The sequence below is a fragment of the Myroides sp. C15-4 genome (genome assembly GCF_050522745.1).
Classification (GTDB): Bacteria; Bacteroidota; Bacteroidia; order Flavobacteriales; family Flavobacteriaceae; genus Flavobacterium.
The window spans coordinates 186,733-210,240 of sequence record NZ_JBMVQX010000001.1; the positions used below are offsets into that span (position 1 = coordinate 186,733).

Here is a 23,508-nt window from a genome sequence, read left to right on the forward strand (position 1 = left end):
GGCTACTTTAGACCATCCTCCTTTCTGATACCTGATTTAACAACTTTTTTTATCCTCTGAAGAAAAAAAAAGAACTGTATCCCCCCTTGTAACACAGGAGAAAGGAGCACATCAAATTCCTCCCTATTTCTATTCAAAGAGCCTTCAAACAACCAATAGGTATAAACTAAATAAACATTCAAAGTGTTAATTAAAATTATACGAAGGACTGTCCTCTTAACCTTTGAACGGCTTCTTTTTTGGTAACTCATCGCAAAACGCATGTTCTAAATATCAAATACTTGATACAATCCAAAAGTTTGAAACCGTCTTTGCTAGAAAAAAATAAGTAGAAAGCAGCTTATTACTCCAATGAAGTACGTTGGACATGGTATACGAACCTGAACGATACTTCAATTAAATCATACTAACCTCGCTCTATTCACTCTTTTATCACCTAGGTTAAAATCCAAGACAAAACAGGAATCACGACTCCTTCGTTTGGCGCAATTTACATCCATAAATTATGCCGTGCTTCTCTGATGTGAACAACTTTGTACATGTTTAACGATTATCGACCAAATGCCTATCAGAACAATTTTATTACTTCGCTTCGTACCTTATATTCGTCATCTCATTGGAGCTATTGCCTTAAAATCTCCTTATAGGGGAGACATAATTAACTCTTATTTTCCTGTAACAAATACCTCTTTTTTTTTTTTTACTCTTCCAACGGGCAAGTAAAAAAAGAAAGATTGTTAGAAAAACTCTAAAATGAACAAATCATTCCTCCTTCTTCCCTTTTATTTCACTTCACCATACCTTTGCGCTATTTGCATAGGCAATAGACGCAACTTCCTTATAGCACAACAGATTCAGTGCATTCCCTAACCATTATTTCGTTGAATAGAAACACTGTAAAATGCAACAGCTTAATTATTCTGATATTTTTCACACCCTATTCGATTTTATCCTTTTATTACAATAAATGTCTCTATTAAAAATGTATATTTGTAAGAATTTAAAAATCGCAAGTAAGAGCTAATGGAGCGAACTTTAAAAGAAGACGGTAAATTCCGATATGTGGAAGTTGGTGAAGGAACACCAATTATCATCTTACATGGATTAATGGGAGGTCTTAGTAATTTCGATGGGGTTGCCAATTACTTTCCGCAAAAAGGTTACAAAGTTGTTATTCCTGAATTGCCTTTATATACCAACAGCATTTTAAAAACAAATGTAAAAGCCTTTGCCAAGTTTGTCAAAGACTTTATTGAACGTATTGGTTATAAAGATGCTATTATTTTAGGTAATTCACTAGGAGGACATATCGCTTTGTACTTTGCTAAAATGTATCCGAAACATCTACAAGCTATGGTGCTGACTGGCAGTTCAGGACTATACGAGAGTGCTATGGGTGATAGTTATCCAAAGCGCGGAGACTACGAATACATTCGAAAAAAAGCAGAAGACGTATTTTATGATCCTGCTGTAGCAACCAAAGAAATTGTGGACGACGTTTTTGCCACAGTAAATGATCGCATGAAGCTGATTAAGACTTTGACTATTGCAAAAAGTGCAATTCGACATAATATGTCCAAAGACTTACCAAAAATAAATGTTCCTACTTGTTTAATTTGGGGAAGAAATGACAAAGTAACTCCACCTGAAGTTGCGGTTGAATTTCACGAATTACTACCTGACTCTGATCTATATTGGATCGATAAATGTGGGCATGCAGCCATGATGGAACACCCAGACGAATTCAATGAACTATTAAATAAATGGTTCAACGAACGCAACATATAAAACAATGAAAATAAATACTGCAGCATTTGTAATGAGTAACTCTGAAGTAAGTAAGTGCCCGAATGAGCCTTTACCAGAGTATGCTTTTATCGGGAGATCCAACGTTGGAAAATCTTCCCTAATCAACATGCTTACCAATTCAAAAAACTTAGCCAAAACATCCTCTAGACCAGGAAAAACGCAATTGATTAATCACTTTAAAATCAATTCGAATTGGTTTTTAGTCGATTTACCTGGATATGGGTACGCTAAAGTATCGAAAAAGACGAAAAGTGTTTTCCAAAAATTCATTACGGAATACTTTGAAAAACGCCAACAATTAGTTTCTGCTTTTGTTTTAATTGACATTCGACATGAAGCTCAAAAAATTGATTTGGAGTTCATGGAGTATTTAGGTGAAACGGGTATTCCCTTTGCTATTATCTTCACCAAAGCGGATAAGGTAGGTAAAACCAAAATACACCAATTAGTTGCTGCTTACGAGAAGCAATTATTAAATGGACTTTGGGAAGAAATGCCCCCTTATTTCGTCACGTCTTCAGAAGACAAAACAGGTCGAGATGAAGTATTGGCTTATATTGATGAAATCAATCAAGACATCTTCAAAAATCCATTACCGATATAAAACAAAAAAAAACTGCCCAGGCAGTTTTTTTTGTTTCTAAATATAGTAATCGTTTACTGTAATAATACCCGCTCGTATAGCATAACGCGTAGCATCATGTACACTGTTAACCTCTAGTTTTTTAAAGATATTCTTTCGGTGTGTAATCACCGTATGTATACTAATATTGCGATCGGCTGCAATTTCCTTTGTCATTTTTCCTGTGGCAATCTCCTTTAAAATTTCTCGTTCTGCATTAGTCAAAATTTGATCTACCTTAAATGCAGTTGTCTTATATGAAGCGAGAACTTCTTGTACACAAGGCGCTATATAATGGTCTTTTTTACAAATGAGAGCCAAAGCGTTTTTTAACTCCTGAATGGTATTTCTTTGTTGGACCATATTAAATCCATTCACCGATTTCACTTGCAGTATTTTTTTCAACCACACTTCGGGTAATTCTTCTAACCACATGACCCAGGTACTTCGTTCATAGTCGATTTTCAATTCATAAATAACATCAACCTGTTGCAAAAGGTGGTAGGTCGTTGGATTAAAAAAGACATAGCCTGTACTGTTTTTCTTTAAAAAGAGACGGATATCTTGTACTGTTTGCAGATCATACCATACAATTTCCTCAGGGCACACCTGTTCTGCTATCGTTTTGATGCCTAAACGAACCAATTCTTTTTCTTCTAAAATAGCAATGTGCATCATAACTTACCTTTATCGTACAAAATTAAGGAAATAATCTCAGGAATAAACAGAAAAGGCTGTCGATGAGACAGCCTTTTCCACCATTACTGATTGAATAAAATAAACAACTAATGAACCACTCACTCTTACAGATTTGGATTCTCTCTTACTTCCACATTTGGTATTTGATACAAATAGTATGGACTATTCGATACAAAAGGACTTTTATCTGGAAAGTTCAACGCATAATGACCATTTGCTGTCATTAGTTTCGTTTTCGTTATTTCCTTTCCTTCTTCATCTTTTACCACATAGGAATATTCTATTTTATCGTGTTCGTATTTTTTGCGAACCACGGCTTTTTGATTTCTAACGATATCCACTAAGCTAAATCCTTCGCCAAACAACTCTTTTCTTCTTTCCAACCAGATTGCTTCCAGCAATTCATTTCCTGATAAATTACTAGCTAAGACCGCATTTCGAGCGCGTTTTACTTCGTTTAATTTATTGATAGCATCTCCATCCTGTAGTCGCGCTTTTGCTTCTGCATTAATTAGGTAAATTTCTGAAGTACGCATCAACACAATATCAGCAATCTGTCCTGCTTTGAATTTGAACTTAGCATAACGCATCCAAACCACACCTGTTTTCTCGATATCAGCACTTGGATCTGGCGCCCAATTAATCATCGATTTTCTATAATCTCCCTCGTCAAAAAGATCTTTAAAATAAGGATCTGCATTAAAACTATAGTAGTAACTATCTTTAGACGTCACATCTAAATAGTGGAACTGATACGAGGCAGAGCTTTGATCAGGTGTTTGCAGATGTCCCCAAATCCATTCGCGATTATTGGCATCATTAAATCCTGCTTTATACTCTACTTCATTCATTAAATAATCATTTTTAGCTAAGAGACGATCGGAATACTCTTTTGCTTTATCCCAATTTCTCGCATATAAATTCCCTCTAGATAGTAAGCCCAAGACTACGTTATGATCAATTTGGAATTTCTGATCACGTGCATATCCCTCAGGAATTAGCACTAAGGCTTCTTCCAAATCTTTCAGGGCTTGATTATAAAGCTCTGTTACAGTTGCTCGTTTACCTGGCTGTGACTTTGCTGTCGTTGGTTGTAGGTAAATTGGCGCTGTTAAAGCATTGGGATCCTTATCGATAGCAAAGGCATAGGAAGAGGCCAAGTGCAGATACATAAATCCTCTTAGCGCATAAGCTTGTCCTTTAATTCGTCTACGATCGCCACCATCCCCTTGTGAATCATCAATATAAGCCAAAATATTATTCATATTATTAATGGTCTTATAGGTCAAATTCCAGCTGTGGGTATTCGTTCCCCCTTTTCCATACAAAGCATTGAATTGGTAATGTGAACCAAATCCATATTTATTGGTTTGGTATACCACATCATTCCCCATGGCATCACTGGTGCGTAAAAAAGAACCAAATCCAGGATTTGCATACGTATAGAACGTTTCCATCAGTTGTCCCCAACTTCCGTTTAATACCTTTTCACTCCCTGATACTGTTTTAAAGACTTCCTTTTTTTCGATTGCATCCGTTGGTGAAGTATCTAATTCACAAGAAGTCAATCCTAAAGCAACTAGTAAAACAAAAACTTTAGTATAGGTAATATATCTTTTCATCTGTTTATAATTTTAAGTTTACCCCCACTGAAATGGTTTTCATTGCGGGATAACGATAGTAGGTTGTACCATCGAAGTTTTGTTCTGGATCTAATCCTTGTTGTTTGGTCCAAGTGAATAAATTTTCTGCTTGTAAGTATAACGAAGCTTGTCCGATATTCACTTTATCTAGCCACTCTTGTGGAAAATTATACGCAAGAGAAAGTGTTTTTAATTTCAGGAACGAACGATCAACTAAGAAACGATCAGAGGAGTACGTCCATCTTCCTGCATCGGCAGTAGTTAATCGACCTACATTTGCATTTGGATTTTCGGGTGTCCAACGATCTAACATATCCACACTCCATGTTCCTCCTCCTGGCTCGTTACTCATCAAACTCGTTTTATCTCCATTGTAAATCTTACCTCCAATATTGTAAGAGAAATTAGCAATTACTTGCCAATTTTTATACGTCAAATCTGTTAGGAAACCTCCAGAAAACTTAGGCAAAGAATTTCCAGCCTTCACTTTATCCTGATCATCTAAATCACCATAATTTTCGGTGATATAGCGATTTCCGTTGACATCTGTACCATACCATTGAGGTCTTCCCGTTTCTGGGTTTGGTCCAGCCCATTCTTGTAAATAAAAGTCATATAACGAACCTCCTTTTGCCCATCGCTTTGTTCCAGAGAACATTTCATCAGAAGGAAGAGAAACAATTTTATTTTTATAGGTAGTGATATTCAAGCCCAACTTCCATTGCCAATCTGTTGTTCGAATAGGATATCCTTCTAATGAAAGCTCCACTCCGTAATTTTTAATTTTCCCCACATTTTCTAAGATGGAGGTAAAGCCTAAAGAAGGAGCAATTGATTTACTGAATAACAAATCTTTAGAAGAGCGTTCAAAATACTCCACTGTACCACTTAAACGGTTGTCTAAAACTGCAAAGTCAAAACCGATATTCATGTTCATATTTGATTCCCAGCTCAATTCAGGCGTTTCTAAACGAGAGGCAACTAAACCAGGGTTTCCTAAATTGTTGTAGATATCGTATAACTCTTGATACGCGTAATATCCTACTTTATCATTTCCTTGTGCCCCATAACTTGCACGGAATACGAGCTCATTCAACCACGTATTGCGATAGTTCTGCATAAAGTCTTCATCTATAATTCTCCATGAAGCCCCTACAGACCAGAATCCACCCCAACGTTTTGCCTTTGCAAAACGAGACGATCCATCTGCACGATAAGAAGCTGATAGATAATACTTCTTATCATACGAATATTGCGCATTTCCGAAGAAACTCAACATTTTATACTCATCCGCTTTTCCATAGAAATCAACTAATCGAGAAGCCGCATCCGCCTGTTCATACCCCATCATTGCTAATTGCTCTCTTGCTCCTCCAAAATAGTTTGACTTAAAGTGGTAATACTCTTGTCCGCCCATAAAGGTCAAGCTATTTTTATCATCTAAATCCAGATCATAATTCAACACGTTATTGTAGGTCATACTTACCGTACGTGTATTTCGCATACTTACTCCTCCCCCAGTTGAGCTCGATGGTCCGATTTCTGGATTTGTTACATTGTGTTTATATTCACTGTTGTAATCAATATTCACCGATGTTTTCCACTTCAAATTGTCCAAAAACTTCACTTGTGCATAGGTGCGTACAGTAGCAATATCAAATTTGTTCTCTGCTTTGTCTAAGGGTAGAGTCGCTACTAAGTTGTGGCGAGCATATGAACTCGCTCTGTAGGTTCCAAAGTCATAGATTCGATTTCCTGTTACAGGATCTACTAGATATGCCCCTGTTGTTAGATCGCGTTCATAAATTGGATAAAACGATGGCATGTTACGTCCAAAGCCGATTACGTTTCCAATGGCACTATCGTCCTGTTTTGGATAATCTTGAATAGCATGTGAAGCAGAAGCGTTCAGTCCTAGCTCCAACCAATCTTTCGCATCCACGACAAGGTTTGAACGGAAATTAAAACGTTTAAACCCCGATTCTTTGATATACCCTTGATTGTTCAAGAACCCTCCTGACACATAGTATTTCGATTTTTCTCCACCTCCTGATACACGTACATTAATATCCGTATAATTAGCCGATTGGGATAATGCATCCGTCCAATTGTCATTCCACAACGGTTGTAAACCAGCGCGTAACTTTCCGTCTGTACCAACAGGTTGTGGATTATTCAATCCATACGGATTAATTCCCAATTCATTAACTAAATTGGCTGTTGCATACTGCCCTGCAGCATCCCAACTAGCACCTGTTTGGTCCATATGACCGTTGCGAAGTGCTTCCCAATACAATTCCATGTATTGATTGGTTCCCAAGGTTTTATAATCACTACGCGCTCGACTTGACGTTCCGTATTTTGCGGATATTTCAATTTGAGGCTCTTGATTTTTCAACCCTTTTTTGGTGGTAATGATAATCACCCCATTTGCTGCTCTAGATCCGTATAATGTAGCAGCTGTTGCATCTTTTAATACGGAAATAGATTCTATATCTGCCGGAGCAATAGCAGATAGACCTCCTTCATAAGGAACTCCATCTACTACATATAAAGGTTTACTGTCGGCATTAATTGAACCAATCCCACGGATGCGTATTTCCGCTTCCGAACCAGGTTGTCCACTTGCTGCAAACGATTGAACCCCTGCTACCGAGCCTTCTAAAACTCTTGAAACGTTGCTCACTTGAGACTGTCCAATGGTTTTAGCGCTAACTAATCCAACTGATCCTGTATACGTTTTTTTATTCGCTGTACCATAGGGCACCTGAATAATAACTTCTTCTAAGTTTTCGGCCGTCGCCTCTAAGTAAATATTGATTTCCGTTTGATTGGACACTTTTACTCTTTTCGTTACGTAACCAATAAAAGAGAAGGCAACGGTTTGGTTTGGCTCTACTTTGATGGCATAATGTCCATCAAAATCGGTCGCTACCCCTTTACCTGTTTCTTCTACGATTACACTTACCCCAGGTAGATTTCCTCCAACATCAGAAACTGTACCTTTTAGCGTAATTTCTTGTGCTTGTAGCTGATAAACCCCTACCAGTACAAAAACAATTTGTAAAATTTTTTGCATAAATTGTCCCTTTGCTTGATGAATAGTATTCATCAATACATTAATAAAAAAATGTTATAATTAAAAAGATTTAGGCCTACTCAACTTGAAGCCCTCGAAATGAAGATGTGCTAGATACAACACAAACCCATGCAGCACTTCATCGTCACGGAAGAAGAAACTCCAGGTAGACCATAAGAAAAAGAAGAAGTCATTTTAGGTAAAAAAACTATTGACTGCATAATGTTATTGTTTTAGATTTTAACCTCAACTACTCACAAAAGCGTTAGCATCAAGGCAAGTATCATTTTATTTTGATAGGACAAAGATAAGGACTCCCTATATAGGAGTAAATACCATGTATATGGTAGATTTAACTAAAAAAGGTTATCTCAGTTGGATTGAGATAACCTTTTTTAATTTACTATATTGATTTTAACTACTTTACATCTAATATAAAGTAATTCTTTTTTCCTTTTTGTAAGAGAATAAATTGATTATTAATCAAATCAGCTGTGGTAATCACATACTCTTCGGTCACTTTTTCTCTATTAACAGCAATAGAATTCGCTTGAAGTGAACGACGAGCCTCTCCATTCGATGGCATAAAACCACTTTTTGCAGCTAAAGCTTCAATGATTGGCAATCCTGCTTCAACATCGGCTTTCGCTACTTCGGCTTGTGGCACTCCATCAAAAACCTCTAGAAATGTTTTCGCATCCAATTGTTTCAAATCATCAGCAGAAGAATTTCCAAACAAGATTCCAGACGCTTTAATTGCGTTTTCTAAATTTTCTGTACCGTGCACCATCGTTGTTACCTCCTCTGCTAATCGCTTTTGCAATACGCGTAAATGAGGTGCTTCTAGGTGTTCTTTTACGAGTGTTTCGATTTCTTCACGACCGATAAAGGTAAAGATCTTGATGTACTTTTCTGCATCTGCATCTGATACGTTTACCCAGTATTGGTAAAACTTATAAGGGGACGTATATTCAGCCGATAGCCAAATATTTCCTCCTTCGGATTTACCAAATTTTGTTCCGTCAGCTTTTGTAATTAATGGACAAGTCAACGCATAGGCTTTTTCACTAATCGTACGACGAATTAATTCCGTTCCCGTTGTAATATTTCCCCATTGATCTGAACCTCCCATTTGCAGGGTTACATTCTTGGCTTGGAACAGGTGCAAGAAGTCATATCCTTGCAACAATTGATAACAAAATTCAGTAAAAGACATTCCATCTTGGAATTCACCATTTAGGCGTTTCTTTACAGAATCCTTCGCCATCATATAGTTAACAGTAATGTGTTTTCCTACGGTTCTAATGAATTCTAAGAATGAAAAGTCTTTCATCCAATCATAGTTATTCACTAGTTCTGCTGCATTTTCAGCACCAGAATTAAAATCTAAAAAACGCTCTAATTGTGCTTTAATCGCCTGTTGATTGTGACGCAATGCTTCTTCTGACAATAGATTACGCTCATTTGATTTCCCTGAAGGGTCTCCTACCATTCCAGTAGCTCCACCAATTAAAGCAATTGGTTTATGTCCTGCCAACTGAAAATGCTTTAAAAGCATTACACCTACTAAATGTCCAATATGCAATGAATCCGCTGTTGGGTCAATTCCCACATACGCTGCACGCATCTGCTCCAACAAATGTTCTTCAGTGCCTGGCATAACGTCGTGGAGCATTCCTCTCCAAGTCACTTCTTCAATAAAATTTTTCATTTAATTATATTTTATGCAAAGATAGTTCAATTCCTTGCGTGATTAGAACTTTTTTTTGCCACATCTGCATTTTTATTGCTTTCAAACTCTTCAAAACAATACATTGAAAATACGGGCGTTACTTTAAAACTTTTACTCCTATTCTTTCACTATCTAAAACATAACCTTTACATTTGTTTATTATGATACTGATTACAGGTGCCACAGGCTTAGTAGGAAGCTACCTTCTTTTACATCTTCTTCAAGAGGAGGAGCAATATGTGCGTGCAATCTATCGAGATGCCTCGCGTATTGCTAGAACCAAACATATCTTTGAACTACACAATGCTCGTGATTTATTTGATCGTATTCACTGGCAAGAAGCTGATATTTTAGATCTTCCTGCCCTCGAAGAAGCTTTTATTGGAATAACCCAGGTGTATCACTGTGCAGCTCTTGTCTCCTTTGATCCAAAAGACGAGAAAAAACTGCGCAAGACCAATATTGAAGGCACTGCTAATATTGTGAATCTAAGTTTGACTTTTGGCATAAAAAAACTATGCCATGTCAGCTCAATCGCCACTTTAGGAGAACCCTTAACCCCTTCAATTCCCATTACAGAAAAAACAGAATGGAATCCCGAGCTATACCACAGCGATTATGCCTTGAGTAAATTTGGCGCAGAAATGGAAGTTTGGCGTGGTACACAAGAAGGATTATCAGCCGTAATTGTCAATCCAGGCGTAATCTTTGGACGTGGTTTTACCAACGAAGGCAGCAGTGAACTAGTTAACAAGGTAAATCGTGGACTTCCCTTCTATACAGATGGGATTACGGCAATCGTAGCCGTAGAAGATGTTGTATCTTGTATGTATCAATTGATGCAAAACCCAACTAAAAATGAGCGTTACCTTCTCGTTGCAGCAAACGTAACGAATCGAGAATTACTAGGAGAAATTGCAACTTTATTACAAAAAAAACCCGCCCACTTTAAAGTCAACCGCATCGGACTATCCCTTGCTTGGCGATTAGATGCCTTTGTTTCTTTAATTACTGGCAAAAAAAGAAGCTTTACACGAGCAATCGCGAAAGCCTCTCTTTCTACTTTTGTATATGATTCATCAAAAATTGAAGAAACACTATCCTTTCAATTTTCACCCTACAATCATTTTTTAGCAGTTATCAGCAAAAACTTACCGTAGTTTTTATCTATTTATATTTTTTTTATTCATGGAAAACTTCCTTCCATAAAATAGAACGTATTGTTGACGCTCCAGTCTCTTTTTTACCCTTTTTTTCTAGCTGTGTGTTTTTTCAACTATGCAGGCGTTATGGCTGAGTCACCTCTCCTTTTTTCAGGGAATCTGTTAGGGAATCCGTTATGGGCTCACTCATTTTTTCTTTCTTTAACATATCTTGCTTGCCCACAATCGTATCCAGGCGTGACTGCTCTTTTTTCAATCGCTCCAGCACTCGTGTCTGCATATTGTAATACACATTCTTTTTTAAGGCGATATAATAGCGGCTATTCTCAACAAAAGCCAAACTGTCAATCTCGTATTTTTTAAAAATATCGGCCATCTGTACCGGTTGTACTGTATCAATAACGAAGGAATTCGTATTCTGTGCACCGTATAGCAGCGTCACATCATACAGCATATCTTCCATTTTTGATTCATCAATAAACGGACTGGGTTTTGCGATCTTGTCCTGACATGCAGACAACAAAATAACGGCAAAAAAAGCAACTAGTATATTTTTCATTTTTTGGTACTACTAACGTTCAAAAAGCATTCTTTGTCCGCAACGAATATCTTGTACTACTTCATTCTCATAGACTAAACAACCATTGACAAAGGTATGGGTTACTTTAGAAGAAAATGTTTCTCCTTCAAATGGAGACCATCCACATTTATACAAAATATTTGAAGCATTCACTTCCCAACTATTCGCTGGATCAATCAACACAATATCGGCGTGATAACCTTCTTTTAAAAAACCTCTTTTTTCGATTTGGAAGAGAATTGCAGGATTATGTGCTGTTTTTTCAACAATTTGCTCTACGGTAATTCGACCTTGTTTTTTAGCCTCAAATAGCGACACTAAAGCATGTTGAACTAACGGTCCTCCGGATGGAGCTTGTCCATACGCCTTTGATTTCTCCTCTTTTGTATGGGGCGCGTGATCCGTTGCAATGACGTCAATACGACCATCTAATAACGCTTCCCATAACATTTCTCTGTCTTGTTCTGTTTTAACCGCAGGATTCCATTTGATAAAATTTCCTTTGGTGTCATAATCCTTATCCGTAAACCATAAATGGTGTACACAAACTTCTGCTGTGATTTTCTTGTCTTTTAACGGGATATCATTGCGAAATAATGCAGTCTCCTTTCCTGTTGACACGTGGAATACATGCAGACGAGCCCCTGTTTTTTTTGCCAATTCTATCGCTTTAGAAGAAGATAAATAACAGGCTTCTTCACTTCGAATAATTGGGTGGCATTGTACGGGAATATCTTCTCCGTATTTTTCTTTATGCTGTTGTAAATTAGCTTGAATCGTACCTTCGTCTTCTGCGTGTACGGCAATCAACATCGATGTACTAGAAAATATTTTCTCTAAAACATCCTGACGATCCACTAACATATTTCCAGTTGAGGAACCTAAAAACAATTTAATTCCCGCTACATTGCGCGGATTAGTTTTCAACAATTCGGCTAAGTTATCGTTGGTTCCCCCCATCATAAACGAGTAATTCGCGTATGATTTAGACGCTGCAATTTCATATTTTTGTTCGAGCAATTCTTGCGTCACAGCATTGGGAACAGTATTCGGTTGCTCAATAAATGACGTAATCCCCCCTGCGACAGCAGCTCTTGATTCAGATTCTATATCGCCTTTATGTGTCAATCCAGGTTCGCGGAAGTGCACTTGATCGTCGATCATACCAGGAAGTACGTATTTTCCTGTTGCATCGATACATTGCATTCCTTCCGCAGCTTCAATCACATCGGCAATGCGTGCAATTTTTCCGTCTTGAATTAGAATATCTCCTTTTTTGACAATTCCTTCATTGACTAGGCTTCCATTTTTAATTAAGTAGTTGCTCATTATAGTTTGTTTAGTAGTTTTCTAATTTTCAAGCTCATCACACCAAAGATAGCTTCTTTGATAATGCCTTTGGACATTTTTGATTCTCCTCTTGTTCGATCAGTAAAAATAATAGGAACCTCAGTGATGGGAAATTTCTTGACATAGACGCGATACTTCATTTCAATTTGAAAGGCATAGCCAACAAATCGAATTCGATCGAGGTCAATGCGCTCTAGCACTTCTTTTGTATAACAAACAAAGCCCGCAGTAGTATCTTTGATCGGCATACGCGTGATCCAACGCACGTAAATAGAGGCACCATAAGACAAGAGTACGCGATTTAAAGGCCAATTGACCACATTTACACCTGTAACATATCTCGACCCCACAACCATACCTCCATTGGCCTGACAGCTCGCTAATAACCGACTTAGATCATGGGGATTGTGTGAGAAATCAGCGTCCATTTCAAAAATATACGCATAATCACGAGCCAATGCCCATTTAAATCCATCGACATAAGCTGTGCCTAATCCATCTTTTCCTTTGCGCTTTAAAAGGTGTAGATTATCGTACTGCTCTTGTAGCTGCTCTACAACAGCTGCTGTACCATCAGGCGAGTTATCATCCACAATAAGCACGTGAAAACACTCGGGCAATTCGAACACAGCCTCAATTATTTGCGCTATATTTTCAATCTCATTATAGGTAGGAATAATAACTAGTCCTGCATTCATTGTCTTTACTTTGGATACAAAAATAACCTTTTTATAGAAAGTTATCCCTTAAATAATTAACAAAGTCCGACAAATACATTTTTTTGCTAATTTTGCAAATGATATGGACAATCTACTACTAACTGAAAGAATTGTAACCAATAAGGATTGGGCTACCCTACTATTTTTCGTGGGCTTTTCTATCATTGCCATAAACCGAACTATTTTTAGTATTCGATTTGCTGAATTCACACGCTTAGCTATTTCAGATAAATACCTAAAAATTTACAAAGACAATACCAACCTGCGAAATAGTTTTACCCTGTCTTTTTTGACGATTCAGCTTTTGTCGATTACTTTCTTTTTGCAAATTGTGGCAAAGACTTTCGGATATATCGAACATTATAGTTTTTTGTCCTTTATTCAAATTCTCAATTTTACTTGTTTTTTTGTCATTAGCAAATACCTTATCGATAAGATTATTGGAATTACTTTTGGTATTGAAGACTTTGTAGATCATTTTAATTTGCAAAAAGCAACCTATCGAAATTACATTGGTATGTATCTATTGGGCATTGACCTGCTCTTATTTTACAACGATATAGTCAATCAAATGATTATTAGTCTAACAGGAATTACGTTAATCTTAACAAATCTTAGTTTATACGTTATTTTTATAAAAAACAATCGAAAAACGATATTAAATAAGTTGTTCTATTTTATTTTGTATCTTTGCACCCTTGAAATAGCTCCTTATTTTATAATATACTTTGCATTTAAAAACTTTAGAGCCTAAATAAGAATTAAACTATGAAAGTGAAAACAATTTTGGTTTCTCAGCCAGAACCTAAAGTAGAAAACTCTCCATACTTTGAGATCGAACAAAAGTATAAAGTAAAAATTGATTTTAGGCCTTTTATACACGTAGAAGGTGTACCGGCTAAGGATGTAAGACAACAAAAGATCGATTTAAACAACTTTACAGCCGTTATTTTAACCAGTAGAAACTCGGTAGATCATTTCTTCCGTGTTGCTGAAGAAATGCGCTATAAAGTACCTGAAACCCTTAAGTACTTCTGCCAATCAGAAGCAATTGCTTTTTATTTACAGAAATATGTCGTGTACCGCAAAAGAAAAATCTATGTTGGGCAAAAAGACTTCGCTGATTTAGCTCCTTTGATTAAGAAATACAAAGACGAAAAATTCTTACTATCTGCTTCGGATCAATTAAACGCCGAAGTTCCAACCATTTTAGGAGAATTAAAAGTGGATTGGACACCTGGAACATTTTACAGAACTGTAATGAGTGATCTATCAGATTTAGCAGATGTAAAATACGATGTTTTAGCGTTCTTTAGTCCAACGGGAATTAAATCATTATTCATGAATTTCCCTGATTTCACCCAAGATAATACACGTATTGCTGTATTTGGTACAACAACTCAAAAAGAAGCCTTAGATCACGATTTACGCGTGGATATTATGGCGCCTTCACCAGAAGCTCCATCCATGACCATGGCACTTGAAAAATACATTCAAAAAGTAAATAAATAATAAAAACGGCTTCCTTGCGGAAGCCGTTTTTATTGGTGATGAGAAATGGGAAATGAGAAATGGGAAATGGGAAACCGGAACGCAGTGAAAATCGAAACGCAGTGAAAATCGAAACGCAGTGTAGATTCATCGAACTCCCAAACAAATATAAGCTCGGTGAGATATATTCATCGAACACCAAAACCAATATAAAATTAGTGAGATAAAAGGGTGCTAACCGATAATTAGATACCCATAATTACATACTGATAACTAGCAGTATCAAAAAAAAGGTTCGATCTGTTTCAACAGATCGAACCTTTTTTTTCAATTTAGCTCAATAATTTTATAGCCATTTTAGTATTCTTATCACTCTCCATTCACCCTTTTCCAATCTCCATTCACCCTTTTCCAATCTCCATTCTCCCATTTCCAAAAAAAAAGGAAGCCATGAAGCTTCCTTTTTTTATTTTATAATTGAGGTCCTGCTTCTACTAAAGCTTTTCCTGCGTCATTATTCGTGTACAAATTAAAGTTCTTGATGAACAACTCAGCTAAGTTCTTTGCTTTGTCTTCCCACTCCTTAGCATCAGCATAAGTATTACGAGGATCAAGAATATTGGTATCTACACCTTCTAAAGCTGTTGGTACAGCGAAATTGTAGATTGGAACAATCGTTGTTTCTGCTTTCTCGATAGAACCATCTAAGATGCGGTCGATAATTGCACGTGTATCTTTAATAGAGATACGCTTTCCTGTTCCATTCCAACCCGTGTTAACCATGTAAGCGGTAGCGTTGTGCTCTTCCATTTTCTTTACCAATTCTTCTCCGTATTTTGTTGGATGTAAAGACAAGAATGCTTTACCAAAACAAGCAGAGAATGTAGGCTCAGGTTGTGTTACTCCTCTTTCAGTACCCGCTAATTTAGCAGTAAATCCAGATAAGAAGTAATATTTCGTTTGTTCCGGTGTCAATTTTGAAACTGGTGGCATTACTCCAAAAGCATCTGCAGTTAAGAAGATTACTTTTGTTGCGTGACCTGCTTTAGAAACCGGTTTTACAATATTTTCAATGTGATCGATTGGATAAGAAACACGTGTATTTTGCGTCACAGATCCATCGTTAAAATCGATTACTCCATTTGCATCAACGGTTACGTTTTCTAATAAAGCATCTCTGCGGATTGCGCCAAAGATATCTGGTTCGTTTTCTTGGCTCAAGTTGATTGTTTTTGCATAACAACCCCCTTCAAAGTTAAACACCCCTTGATCATCCCATCCGTGCTCATCGTCTCCAATTAACTCGCGTTTTGGATCTGTGGATAGCGTTGTTTTTCCTGTTCCTGACAAGCCAAAAAACACAGCTACATCGCCGTCTTTTCCTTTGTTAGCTGAACAGTGCATCGAAGCCATACCTTGTAACGGCAGGTAGTAGTTCATCATTGAGAACAACCCTTTTTTCATCTCACCACCGTACCAAGTACCTCCAATAACCTGAATTTTCTCTGTCAAGTTGAAAGCGATATATACTTCAGAATTTAATCCGTATGCTTTATAATCTTTAAATGTCGCTTTAGAACCATTCATTACTACGAAATCAGGCTCACCAAAGTTCGCTAATTCCTCTTCTGTTGGACGAATGAACATGTTTTTTACGAAATGTGCTTGCCATGCTACCTCCATAATGAATCTTACTTTCAAACGCGTATTTTCATTCGCACCACAGAAAGCGTCAACAACATACAGTTTTTTTCCTGACAACTCTGTTGCAGTAGTTGCTTTTAAAGCTTCCCACGTTTTTTGGTCAATTGGCTTATTGTCATTCGGCGATTCTGGAGAGTTCCACCAAACCGTATGCTCAGTCACAGCGTCTTTTACGATGTATTTATCTTTTGGAGAACGACCAGTGAACTCACCTGTCATAACATTTACAGCTCCTAATTCAGTTACTTGTCCTTTTTCAAAACCCTGCAGGTCAGACTTAATTTCTTCATTATATAAAAGATCGTAGGAAGGATTATATACAATCTCTACAACATCTTTAATACCATATTTTTCAAGTGAAATTGATTGCGTATTAGCCATTTTCATTATGTTATGTTGTCTTTTTAATTAATATGCAAACTTAGAAATAAATTTAATATAACGATACACAAAACTAGTTTTTCGTACTTTTTCCTGTTTTAATGGTCTGAATTGCAGCGTAAATCCACGCAGCAATCATAAAAACACCCCCAATAGGAGTTACTGGCCCTAAAAACTTGACGTTAAATCCCGATAAACCATTGAAGGTTAACAGGTAAATTGATCCTGAAAACAACAATACACCAATCAAAGTTAACGTAAAGATTCTCTTTTTCACCACATCAGAAAAGAACGTAGAAAGCCCAACAAACAAGAGGAAAAAGACGTGATACATTTGATAACGCACGCCTACTTCATAAGAAGCAACCGCGGATTCGCTGACAATCTTTTTCAATCCATGTGCTCCAAAAGCACCTAGAATAATACCTAAAGCACCTAATAATGTTGCAGTTATAATAATTTTTCGTCCCATTTATTTTTCCCTCGAAGATACAAATTATCCACTACATAACGCAGAAGATTTTAGAAAAATAAATGTACACCCCTTGCTTCTAAACGCTTTACTATCGGTCCCTCTGTATCGTAAATTGTAATTTATTCAAGTGCATCCCCCCAAAGTATCGAAACTTTTTTTAGCAAATAATTTATCTCTTTGATTATATATTTCATTACTTTCGTAACTCGTAAAACAACCAAAAACAAAATAATGAAAGAAATATTAATCGTAGGCGCTGGCCGTTCTGCCTCTTCACTTATTAAGTATTTACTTGAAAAATCTACGACAGAAAACCTTCATTTAACCATCTGCGACTTGTCTTTAGCACTAGCAGAGAAAAAAGCAATGGGACATCCGAATGCTACGGCAAAGGAGTTTGATTTATTTAATACAGAACAAAGACAAGCCTTGGTTCAGCAATCAGACATTGTCATTTCAATGCTACCAGCAGCTCTCCATATTGAATTGGCAAAAGATTGTGTACAATTCAAAAAACACTTAGCCACAGCATCTTATATCAGTCCTGCTATGGCAGCTTTAGATGAAGAAGTGAAAGCAAACAATTTAGTTTTCATGAATGAGGTAGGCTTAGATCCAGGGATTGATCACATGAGTGCCATGAAAATCATCCACGAAGTAAAAGAAAAGGGAGGAAAAGTAATTTCTTTCGAATCTTTTTGTGGTGGGTTAATGGCTCCTGAATCAGATACCAATCTTTGGAACTATAAATTTACTTGGAATCCTCGTAACGTGGTACTTGCAGGACAAGGTGGAGCCGCTAAATTTATCCAAGAAGGACAATACAAATACATTCCCTACAACAAGGTTTTTAGAAGAACTGAATTCTTAGACGTAAAAGGATATGGAAAATTTGAGGCTTATGCCAACCGCGATTCTTTAAAATACCAAAGTGTTTACGGTTTAGATGACGCGAAAACGATCTTTAGAGGAACGATTCGCCGTGTTGGATATTCAAGAGCTTGGAACTTATTCGCCGAACTGGGCATTACAGATGATACGTATGTAATAGACCATTCTGAGACTATGTCTTACCGCGAATTTATCAATTTATACCTTCCCTATCACCCATCAGATACAGTGGAAACAAAATTGCGCTTAGCATTAAACATCGATCAAGATGATATTGCTTGGGAAAAATTACTAGAATTAGATCTTTTCAACCCCAATAAAATTATCGGCCTGAAAAATGCTACGCCTGCTCAGATTCTAGAGCGAATATTGGCTGATAGCTGGACTTTAGCTCCCGATGACAAGGACATGATCGTTATGTACCACAAAATTGGCTACGAATTAAATGGAGAGAAAAAACAAATTGACTCTACCATGATTTGTATTGGCGATGATCAAACCTACACTGCTATGGCAAAAACCGTTGGATTACCACTCGCTATTGCCGCTTTGAAAATTCTAAAAGGAATTATTAGCACGCCAGGGGTTCAAATGCCAATTGAGGAAGAAGTATATGCTCCTATTCTAAAAGAACTAGAAGAAAACGGTATCGTTTTCGACGAAAACGAAGTAGAATACCAAGGTTATTAAAATCTATTAAAATACAAAAAGGTCAAAAGCTGCGCTTTTGACCTTTTTTCTTATTGGTTTACACGTAAAAATTTAAGGATATACCCGTCTGTTTGCGTCAAGACAAGTTCCTGATCCGTTACTTGCACTCGATAAACTCCTAAATCTGCTATATCGAGTATTTCTCTTTTTTCCCAAGCAAAATCATAGCGATAAGCATAATCGCTAATGTTTACTTTTAGGAAACGATCAAATACACCATCAAAGTTTGTTGATCTATTCTCAATAACTAATTTATCTTCATAGGTAAAATGATAGATCAATCGTTCATTGTCTTCGATAAATCGCTTCGCTCCACTAAATGCCCTAATACTCTTCAATTGCCAATGGCCAACAACTAACAGTTTATCTGCTTGTGAAACCACAGGGTAGTCTTCACCCGCATCCATACGCCTAAATGTAAACACATCTCCTTCTTCATGTCTCAAGATCAATTGATGTGGCGTTACTTCTAAATCAAGCGGAAGGCTTGTATCAAACGGGCTTCGAAAATACAAAAGCTCTTTCTTAGGAGCTTCCTTATCCCATTGGGGGATATAATCGAACAAGTAATTCAATGTCTCACTTTTCGTCATACTAAGCGAAGTACCTGTATATTGAAGGAGTCTCGATGACACATTGCTAATGTTTACTGTGCCATGTTGTGTAAAAACATAATGAATCAAAATACCCTCTTGAATCAAATCAAACTGCACACCTTCACGATTCGAATAATGGCTCAACTGCCAGTTACCTATTAATAACTCTTTTTCTTCCTTTGTTATTTTAGTATAAGAGGATGGCGAAGACTCTTCCTTACTGCACCCCGTACAGAAGATAAGACCTAAAAAAAGTAAGTAAGGGAATAATTTTTTCATGGTTTAGACTGTTCTATAAATTTTTAAGTTAATTTATCGAAAGTAATCAAATAAATCAGGAAATAAACTTTTTTCCCTCCCTCTTTTCAACTGTTTTTCCTTCCCATAGTTTCTATCAAGAACATCCTTTGTCACCAAACAAAAAGGTCAAAAGCAATGCTTTTGACCTTTTTGTTTTTTATTTCTTACTGAATCTAAGCAGATAGCCCTCTTTTTGGGTTAGTGTTAACTCTTCATCTTCGATTTCCACCCTAAAACCTCCCAAATCCTCTACATAGAGTACTTCCCTTTTTTCCCATTCAAAATCGTAGCGATACGAACAAGGAATCGATCTAGGCTCTAGTAGCGCTGCAAACTCATCCGCTATATCGACCTCATTTTCACTTATAACAACATGAGTATTTCCAAAATAATAAATCACCTCTTCCTCTTGGCCAAACGATCTCGTTGCTCCGTTAAAAGCATAAATAGCTTCTAATTTCCATTTATTTGAATATAACAAGCTTTTTTGATGCTGTGCAATTGCAGGATATTCGATGTCATCTCCCTTGTTTGATCGTTTAAAAGTCAAGATACCTCCCTCTGTGTTCGTCAAAATCAATTGATCTTGGCTCGCCTGTATATCAAACATAAACCCTAAAAAAATTAATTTTTCCCCTTGATCTTCGATCTCTTCTTTAAATTCTATTCTCCAAAAATTATAATTTACGTCAATCGTTTCTATCAGATACCTAGCTCTCCCAGTCAACAAACCGTCATATTTTGAAGAAACATTATCGATTTGTAACACTCCATTTGGGATAAAATAATAATAAATTAAGATACCGTTTTGTTTAAAATCAACTAAATTTCCCTGAGAATCGGAATAACTTAGTAGTTGCCAATCCCCTAGTAATAAGGCTTTTTCTTCTTCACCTATCTTTGGGTATGCTCTCTTTGAAGAATCATCACTGCTACAAGCCGTGCAAAAAATAAGAAAAAATAGACATAAATAAGTTGTAATATTTTTCATCGTATACTATAGTTGTTCTTTTACTATTCTTTTCCATACTCCGCGAAGCACTTGTGTTGCGCTGTAATCTCAACACTAAAGAAATTTATTTTATAAAATAAATCAAGGAGTAAACTTTTTCATCCGCTGCGATTGCAGATTATTCAACGTTATCTTCTTCGATTGATCGCTTAAATGTCAAAATTTCACCACCTATCTCCGTAATAATCAATTGATCTTGACTCACCTGCATATCAAACGCTAAACGCATGTCATAAAAATACAATTTCTCTCCTCTTTTTTCTTTTTCGTCTTTTGATTCTATGTTAGCATACATATAGTTCAACGTTCTCGTAGTACTCAGATACCTAGAATTAGACGCCAACTCAATTGGCTTTCCTGAAACATTGCGAATATCCAGTATTCCAACAGACGCGAATTGATAATAAATTAGGATACCCTCTTTTTTTAAATCAACGGCATCGCCCTTAAGATTTGAATAATTTAGTAATTGCCATTCCCCAGGTAACAAGGCTTTATCTTCTTCCGCTATCTTGGGATAAGATTCTTTTGAAGCATCATCGCTGCTACAGGCCGTACAAAAAATAAGAAAAAATAGACAGAAATAGGTTGTGACTTTTTTCATGGGATACTCTAGTTGTTTTTTATTGTTTTCTTTTATGCGCTACGAAGCACACGTCTTTGGTCTTTACGCTCAACACTAAAAGTGATTCTGTAAAATTAACAAAAACAATCGAAACAACGCGCTATTTCATGCAAACCCTTTGTTTATTCTAAGATAGAGGCAATTAACTTTCGTGTATACGGAGTTTTAGGGTGAGCATATAAGTCATCGGCTTCGCGAATTTCTTCTACTTTGCCTTTGTTCATCACCAATACTTGATCCGACATATATTTCACTACTGCTAAATCATGTGAAATAAATATATAGGTAAATTGATACTGTTGTTTGAGTTCATTCAGCAAATTTAATACTTGGGCTTGGACTGATATATCTAAAGCGGAAACAGATTCGTCACAGATAATTAATTTGGGATGTACCGCAATGGTACGCGCAATACCGATACGTTGACGTTGTCCACCCGAAAATTCATGAGGATAACGATCGAAAGCTTCTGCTTCTAGTCCGACCTGCTGTAAAAGTGCTAATACTTTTTGTTTTTTCTCTTTTTTACTGCCAAATAACCGGTGTACAATCATGGGTTCCATAATGGCTTGTCCAACAGTTAACTTCGGATTTAAAGAAGAAAAAGGATCCTGAAAAATAATTTGAATATCTTTTCGCAAGGCGCGGAGTGCCTTGCCTTTTAGTTGTGTAATATCCACACCTTGATAAAAAATAGCACCTGATGATGCAGGATCTAGCTGTAAAATAGCATTACCTAAGGTCGATTTACCACAACCACTTTCTCCTACTAATCCCAAGGTTTCTCCTTCATATACCTCAAAATTAATTTGATCCAAGGCACGAAAACTCTTTTTACCCCATAGGCCTACACTTGATATATAATCTTTAGCTATATCACGCACAGACAAAAGCGGTTGTTGTGCATATAATTTGCGATGGGCCTGTTGACGTTCTTCAACTGTGATTACAAGCTCTGGCACTGTATTTTCAACAAAATCTTGGATGGTAGGCAAGCGCTTTAATCGAATGGAACTTGAAGGTCGAGCGGCAATCAACGCCTGTGTATACCGTTGTTGGGGTTGATGGAACACCGCTTCTGTGGCACCTTTTTCGACTACTTTGCCTTGATACATCACCATGACCTCATCGGCAATACTCGAAACCAAGCCTAAGTCATGGGAGATAAAAATCATCGCCATTTGTGTCTCTTCCTGTAGTTCTTTGAGTAAATGTATAATGTCTTTCTGAACCGTTACATCCAAAGCGGTTGTAGGTTCATCAGCGATTAATAAGGTTGGTTTACACGCAATTGCCATAGCAATAACCACCCGTTGCTTTTGCCCTCCAGATAATTGATGAGGGTACTTTCGGTACACCTCGTCTGGAGCAGGTAACTTTACTTGCTCGAATAGCGCCATGACGCGTTGCTTGAGTGCAGTACCACGTAGTGGCGTATGCCAACGCAACATTTCTTCCACTTGATACCCACAGCGCATCGATGGATTTAATGCACTCATGGGCTCTTGGAAAATCATGGCTATTTTATTTCCGCGAACTTGACGGTATTCCTCCTCGCTAAATGCGGTTAAATCATCCCCTTCAAATTCAATCCTTCCTTCAATTTTACTTTGATGCGCGGGAAGTAAACGCATAAGAGCCAACGAACTCACAGACTTGCCTGAACCTGATTCTCCAACGATACCCAAGATTTGATTGGCATATAGATCAAAGGAAACGCCTTGTACAATAGCCTTCCAATCCTTGTTATGCTTAAAACTAACTTGGAGATTCTCAACGGTAAGCAATGTTTTTTGTGTTGACATGAATAAAATGTAATAGGTCTAAAACAAAAATAAGCTATTTAATTGTGATTTAGTGCGCTGTTTTCCGCTATTCGGCAGAGAATAGCACACTAAACCGCAACTAAAAAATTAGAGTCCGTCA

19 protein-coding genes are annotated in these 23,508 nt (G+C 37.0%); 6 read left to right on the forward strand and 13 right to left on the reverse strand.

Features of this window, described 5'->3' with window-relative positions:
• The first annotated feature begins 1,023 nt into the window (after nucleotides 1-1,023).
• Both ACPDHL_RS00905 and yihA read left to right on the forward strand, forming a co-directional pair.
• Nucleotides 1,024-1,788, forward strand: a complete 765-nt coding sequence (locus ACPDHL_RS00905; RefSeq protein ID WP_430530926.1) for an alpha/beta fold hydrolase — start codon at nucleotides 1,024-1,026, stop codon at nucleotides 1,786-1,788.
• A gap of 4 nt (nucleotides 1,789-1,792) precedes the next feature.
• On the forward strand, nucleotides 1,793-2,413 hold the full coding sequence (yihA, locus tag ACPDHL_RS00910; protein WP_430530927.1) for a ribosome biogenesis GTP-binding protein YihA/YsxC: 621 nt from the start codon (nucleotides 1,793-1,795) through the stop codon (nucleotides 2,411-2,413).
• 36 nt (nucleotides 2,414-2,449) lie between these two features.
• Here yihA and ACPDHL_RS00915 read toward each other — a convergent pair whose 3' ends face one another.
• From ACPDHL_RS00915 to tyrS, 4 genes are all read right to left on the reverse strand, one after another.
• The gene (locus tag ACPDHL_RS00915; protein ID WP_430530928.1) at nucleotides 2,450-3,109 is read right to left on the reverse strand and encodes a response regulator transcription factor; all 660 of its coding nucleotides are present in this window, start codon (nucleotides 3,107-3,109) and stop codon (nucleotides 2,450-2,452) included.
• 125 nt (nucleotides 3,110-3,234) lie between these two features.
• On the reverse strand, nucleotides 3,235-4,752 hold the full coding sequence (locus ACPDHL_RS00920) for a RagB/SusD family nutrient uptake outer membrane protein (RefSeq protein WP_430530929.1): 1,518 nt from the start codon (nucleotides 4,750-4,752) through the stop codon (nucleotides 3,235-3,237).
• A 4-nt stretch (nucleotides 4,753-4,756) separates the two neighbouring features.
• Nucleotides 4,757-7,852, reverse strand: coding sequence for a SusC/RagA family TonB-linked outer membrane protein (locus ACPDHL_RS00925; RefSeq protein WP_430530930.1), 3,096 nt, complete (start codon nucleotides 7,850-7,852; stop codon nucleotides 4,757-4,759).
• A gap of 418 nt (nucleotides 7,853-8,270) precedes the next feature.
• Complete coding sequence (gene tyrS / locus ACPDHL_RS00930; protein WP_430530931.1) at nucleotides 8,271-9,563, reverse strand: tyrosine--tRNA ligase; 1,293 nt, start codon at nucleotides 9,561-9,563, stop codon at nucleotides 8,271-8,273.
• Between the two features lie 182 nt (nucleotides 9,564-9,745).
• Between tyrS and ACPDHL_RS00935 the strand changes: the two genes are divergently transcribed.
• On the forward strand, nucleotides 9,746-10,744 hold the full coding sequence (locus ACPDHL_RS00935; protein ID WP_430530932.1) for an NAD-dependent epimerase/dehydratase family protein: 999 nt from the start codon (nucleotides 9,746-9,748) through the stop codon (nucleotides 10,742-10,744).
• A 127-nt stretch (nucleotides 10,745-10,871) separates the two neighbouring features.
• Here ACPDHL_RS00935 and ACPDHL_RS00940 read toward each other — a convergent pair whose 3' ends face one another.
• The 3 genes from ACPDHL_RS00940 to ACPDHL_RS00950 are packed head-to-tail and all read right to left on the reverse strand — an operon-like array spanning nucleotide 10,872 to nucleotide 13,375.
• The gene (locus tag ACPDHL_RS00940; protein WP_430530933.1) at nucleotides 10,872-11,306 is read right to left on the reverse strand and encodes a DUF4296 domain-containing protein; all 435 of its coding nucleotides are present in this window, start codon (nucleotides 11,304-11,306) and stop codon (nucleotides 10,872-10,874) included.
• Between the two features lie 12 nt (nucleotides 11,307-11,318).
• Nucleotides 11,319-12,656 carry a dihydroorotase gene (locus ACPDHL_RS00945; RefSeq protein WP_430530934.1) on the reverse strand — a complete coding sequence of 446 codons (1,338 nt, stop codon included), beginning with the start codon at nucleotides 12,654-12,656 and terminating at the stop codon, nucleotides 11,319-11,321.
• A complete protein-coding gene (locus tag ACPDHL_RS00950) occupies nucleotides 12,656-13,375 on the reverse strand; it encodes a polyprenol monophosphomannose synthase (RefSeq protein WP_430530935.1) in 720 nt (239 codons plus the stop codon). Before ACPDHL_RS00950 ends, ACPDHL_RS00945 begins: the two co-directional genes overlap by 1 nt.
• Before the next feature lie 103 nt (nucleotides 13,376-13,478).
• Here ACPDHL_RS00950 and ACPDHL_RS00955 point away from each other — a divergent pair, with 103 nt between their 5' ends.
• Both ACPDHL_RS00955 and ACPDHL_RS00960 read left to right on the forward strand, forming a co-directional pair.
• Nucleotides 13,479-14,150 carry a DUF4271 domain-containing protein gene (locus ACPDHL_RS00955; RefSeq protein ID WP_430530936.1) on the forward strand — a complete coding sequence of 224 codons (672 nt, stop codon included), beginning with the start codon at nucleotides 13,479-13,481 and terminating at the stop codon, nucleotides 14,148-14,150.
• 14 nt (nucleotides 14,151-14,164) lie between these two features.
• On the forward strand, nucleotides 14,165-14,908 hold the full coding sequence (locus ACPDHL_RS00960) for a uroporphyrinogen-III synthase (RefSeq protein WP_430530937.1): 744 nt from the start codon (nucleotides 14,165-14,167) through the stop codon (nucleotides 14,906-14,908).
• A 450-nt stretch (nucleotides 14,909-15,358) separates the two neighbouring features.
• Here ACPDHL_RS00960 and pckA read toward each other — a convergent pair whose 3' ends face one another.
• Both pckA and ACPDHL_RS00970 read right to left on the reverse strand, forming a co-directional pair.
• Entirely contained in the window at nucleotides 15,359-16,978 is a 1,620-nt protein-coding gene (gene pckA / locus ACPDHL_RS00965; RefSeq protein WP_430530938.1) for a phosphoenolpyruvate carboxykinase (ATP), read from the reverse strand.
• 67 nt (nucleotides 16,979-17,045) lie between these two features.
• Nucleotides 17,046-17,444, reverse strand: coding sequence for a DUF423 domain-containing protein (locus ACPDHL_RS00970; protein WP_430530939.1), 399 nt, complete (start codon nucleotides 17,442-17,444; stop codon nucleotides 17,046-17,048).
• A 234-nt stretch (nucleotides 17,445-17,678) separates the two neighbouring features.
• Here ACPDHL_RS00970 and ACPDHL_RS00975 point away from each other — a divergent pair, with 234 nt between their 5' ends.
• Nucleotides 17,679-19,028, forward strand: coding sequence for a saccharopine dehydrogenase family protein (locus ACPDHL_RS00975; protein WP_430530940.1), 1,350 nt, complete (start codon nucleotides 17,679-17,681; stop codon nucleotides 19,026-19,028).
• Between the two features lie 50 nt (nucleotides 19,029-19,078).
• Here the strand turns inward: ACPDHL_RS00975 and ACPDHL_RS00980 are convergent, their stop codons facing one another.
• From ACPDHL_RS00980 to ACPDHL_RS00995, 4 genes are all read right to left on the reverse strand, one after another.
• The gene (locus tag ACPDHL_RS00980) at nucleotides 19,079-19,924 is read right to left on the reverse strand and encodes a hypothetical protein (RefSeq protein WP_430530941.1); all 846 of its coding nucleotides are present in this window, start codon (nucleotides 19,922-19,924) and stop codon (nucleotides 19,079-19,081) included.
• A gap of 178 nt (nucleotides 19,925-20,102) precedes the next feature.
• On the reverse strand, nucleotides 20,103-20,936 hold the full coding sequence (locus tag ACPDHL_RS00985) for a hypothetical protein (RefSeq protein ID WP_430530942.1): 834 nt from the start codon (nucleotides 20,934-20,936) through the stop codon (nucleotides 20,103-20,105).
• 139 nt (nucleotides 20,937-21,075) lie between these two features.
• Nucleotides 21,076-21,561 carry a hypothetical protein gene (locus tag ACPDHL_RS00990; RefSeq protein ID WP_430530943.1) on the reverse strand — a complete coding sequence of 162 codons (486 nt, stop codon included), beginning with the start codon at nucleotides 21,559-21,561 and terminating at the stop codon, nucleotides 21,076-21,078.
• Between the two features lie 143 nt (nucleotides 21,562-21,704).
• Nucleotides 21,705-23,387, reverse strand: coding sequence for an ABC transporter ATP-binding protein (locus tag ACPDHL_RS00995; protein ID WP_430530944.1), 1,683 nt, complete (start codon nucleotides 23,385-23,387; stop codon nucleotides 21,705-21,707).
• Between the last annotated feature and the right edge of the window lie 121 nt (nucleotides 23,388-23,508).

What these genes read in the sequence shown, in the direction of transcription:
- pckA (WP_430530938.1), bottom strand. Translation starts at nt 16,978, where the DNA reads ATGAAAATGGCTAATACGCAATCAATTTCACTTGAAAAATATGGTATT.
- ACPDHL_RS00970 (WP_430530939.1), bottom strand. Translation starts at nt 17,444, where the DNA reads ATGGGACGAAAAATTATTATAACTGCAACATTATTAGGTGCTTTAGGT.
- tyrS (WP_430530931.1), bottom strand. Translation starts at nt 9,563, where the DNA reads ATGAAAAATTTTATTGAAGAAGTGACTTGGAGAGGAATGCTCCACGAC.
- ACPDHL_RS00940 (WP_430530933.1), bottom strand. Translation starts at nt 11,306, where the DNA reads ATGAAAAATATACTAGTTGCTTTTTTTGCCGTTATTTTGTTGTCTGCA.
- ACPDHL_RS00920 (WP_430530929.1), bottom strand. Translation starts at nt 4,752, where the DNA reads ATGAAAAGATATATTACCTATACTAAAGTTTTTGTTTTACTAGTTGCT.
- ACPDHL_RS00995 (WP_430530944.1), bottom strand. Translation starts at nt 23,387, where the DNA reads ATGTCAACACAAAAAACATTGCTTACCGTTGAGAATCTCCAAGTTAGT.
- ACPDHL_RS00925 (WP_430530930.1), bottom strand. Translation starts at nt 7,852, where the DNA reads ATGCAAAAAATTTTACAAATTGTTTTTGTACTGGTAGGGGTTTATCAG.
- ACPDHL_RS00945 (WP_430530934.1), bottom strand. Translation starts at nt 12,656, where the DNA reads ATGAGCAACTACTTAATTAAAAATGGAAGCCTAGTCAATGAAGGAATT.
- ACPDHL_RS00955 (WP_430530936.1), top strand. Translation starts at nt 13,479, where the DNA reads ATGGACAATCTACTACTAACTGAAAGAATTGTAACCAATAAGGATTGG.
- ACPDHL_RS00985 (WP_430530942.1), bottom strand. Translation starts at nt 20,936, where the DNA reads ATGAAAAATATTACAACTTATTTATGTCTATTTTTTCTTATTTTTTGC.
- ACPDHL_RS00975 (WP_430530940.1), top strand. Translation starts at nt 17,679, where the DNA reads ATGAAAGAAATATTAATCGTAGGCGCTGGCCGTTCTGCCTCTTCACTT.
- ACPDHL_RS00980 (WP_430530941.1), bottom strand. Translation starts at nt 19,924, where the DNA reads ATGAAAAAATTATTCCCTTACTTACTTTTTTTAGGTCTTATCTTCTGT.
- ACPDHL_RS00960 (WP_430530937.1), top strand. Translation starts at nt 14,165, where the DNA reads ATGAAAGTGAAAACAATTTTGGTTTCTCAGCCAGAACCTAAAGTAGAA.
- ACPDHL_RS00905 (WP_430530926.1), top strand. Translation starts at nt 1,024, where the DNA reads ATGGAGCGAACTTTAAAAGAAGACGGTAAATTCCGATATGTGGAAGTT.
- ACPDHL_RS00935 (WP_430530932.1), top strand. Translation starts at nt 9,746, where the DNA reads ATGATACTGATTACAGGTGCCACAGGCTTAGTAGGAAGCTACCTTCTT.
- ACPDHL_RS00990 (WP_430530943.1), bottom strand. Translation starts at nt 21,561, where the DNA reads ATGAAAAAAGTCACAACCTATTTCTGTCTATTTTTTCTTATTTTTTGT.
- yihA (WP_430530927.1), top strand. Translation starts at nt 1,793, where the DNA reads ATGAAAATAAATACTGCAGCATTTGTAATGAGTAACTCTGAAGTAAGT.
- ACPDHL_RS00950 (WP_430530935.1), bottom strand. Translation starts at nt 13,375, where the DNA reads ATGAATGCAGGACTAGTTATTATTCCTACCTATAATGAGATTGAAAAT.
- ACPDHL_RS00915 (WP_430530928.1), bottom strand. Translation starts at nt 3,109, where the DNA reads ATGATGCACATTGCTATTTTAGAAGAAAAAGAATTGGTTCGTTTAGGC.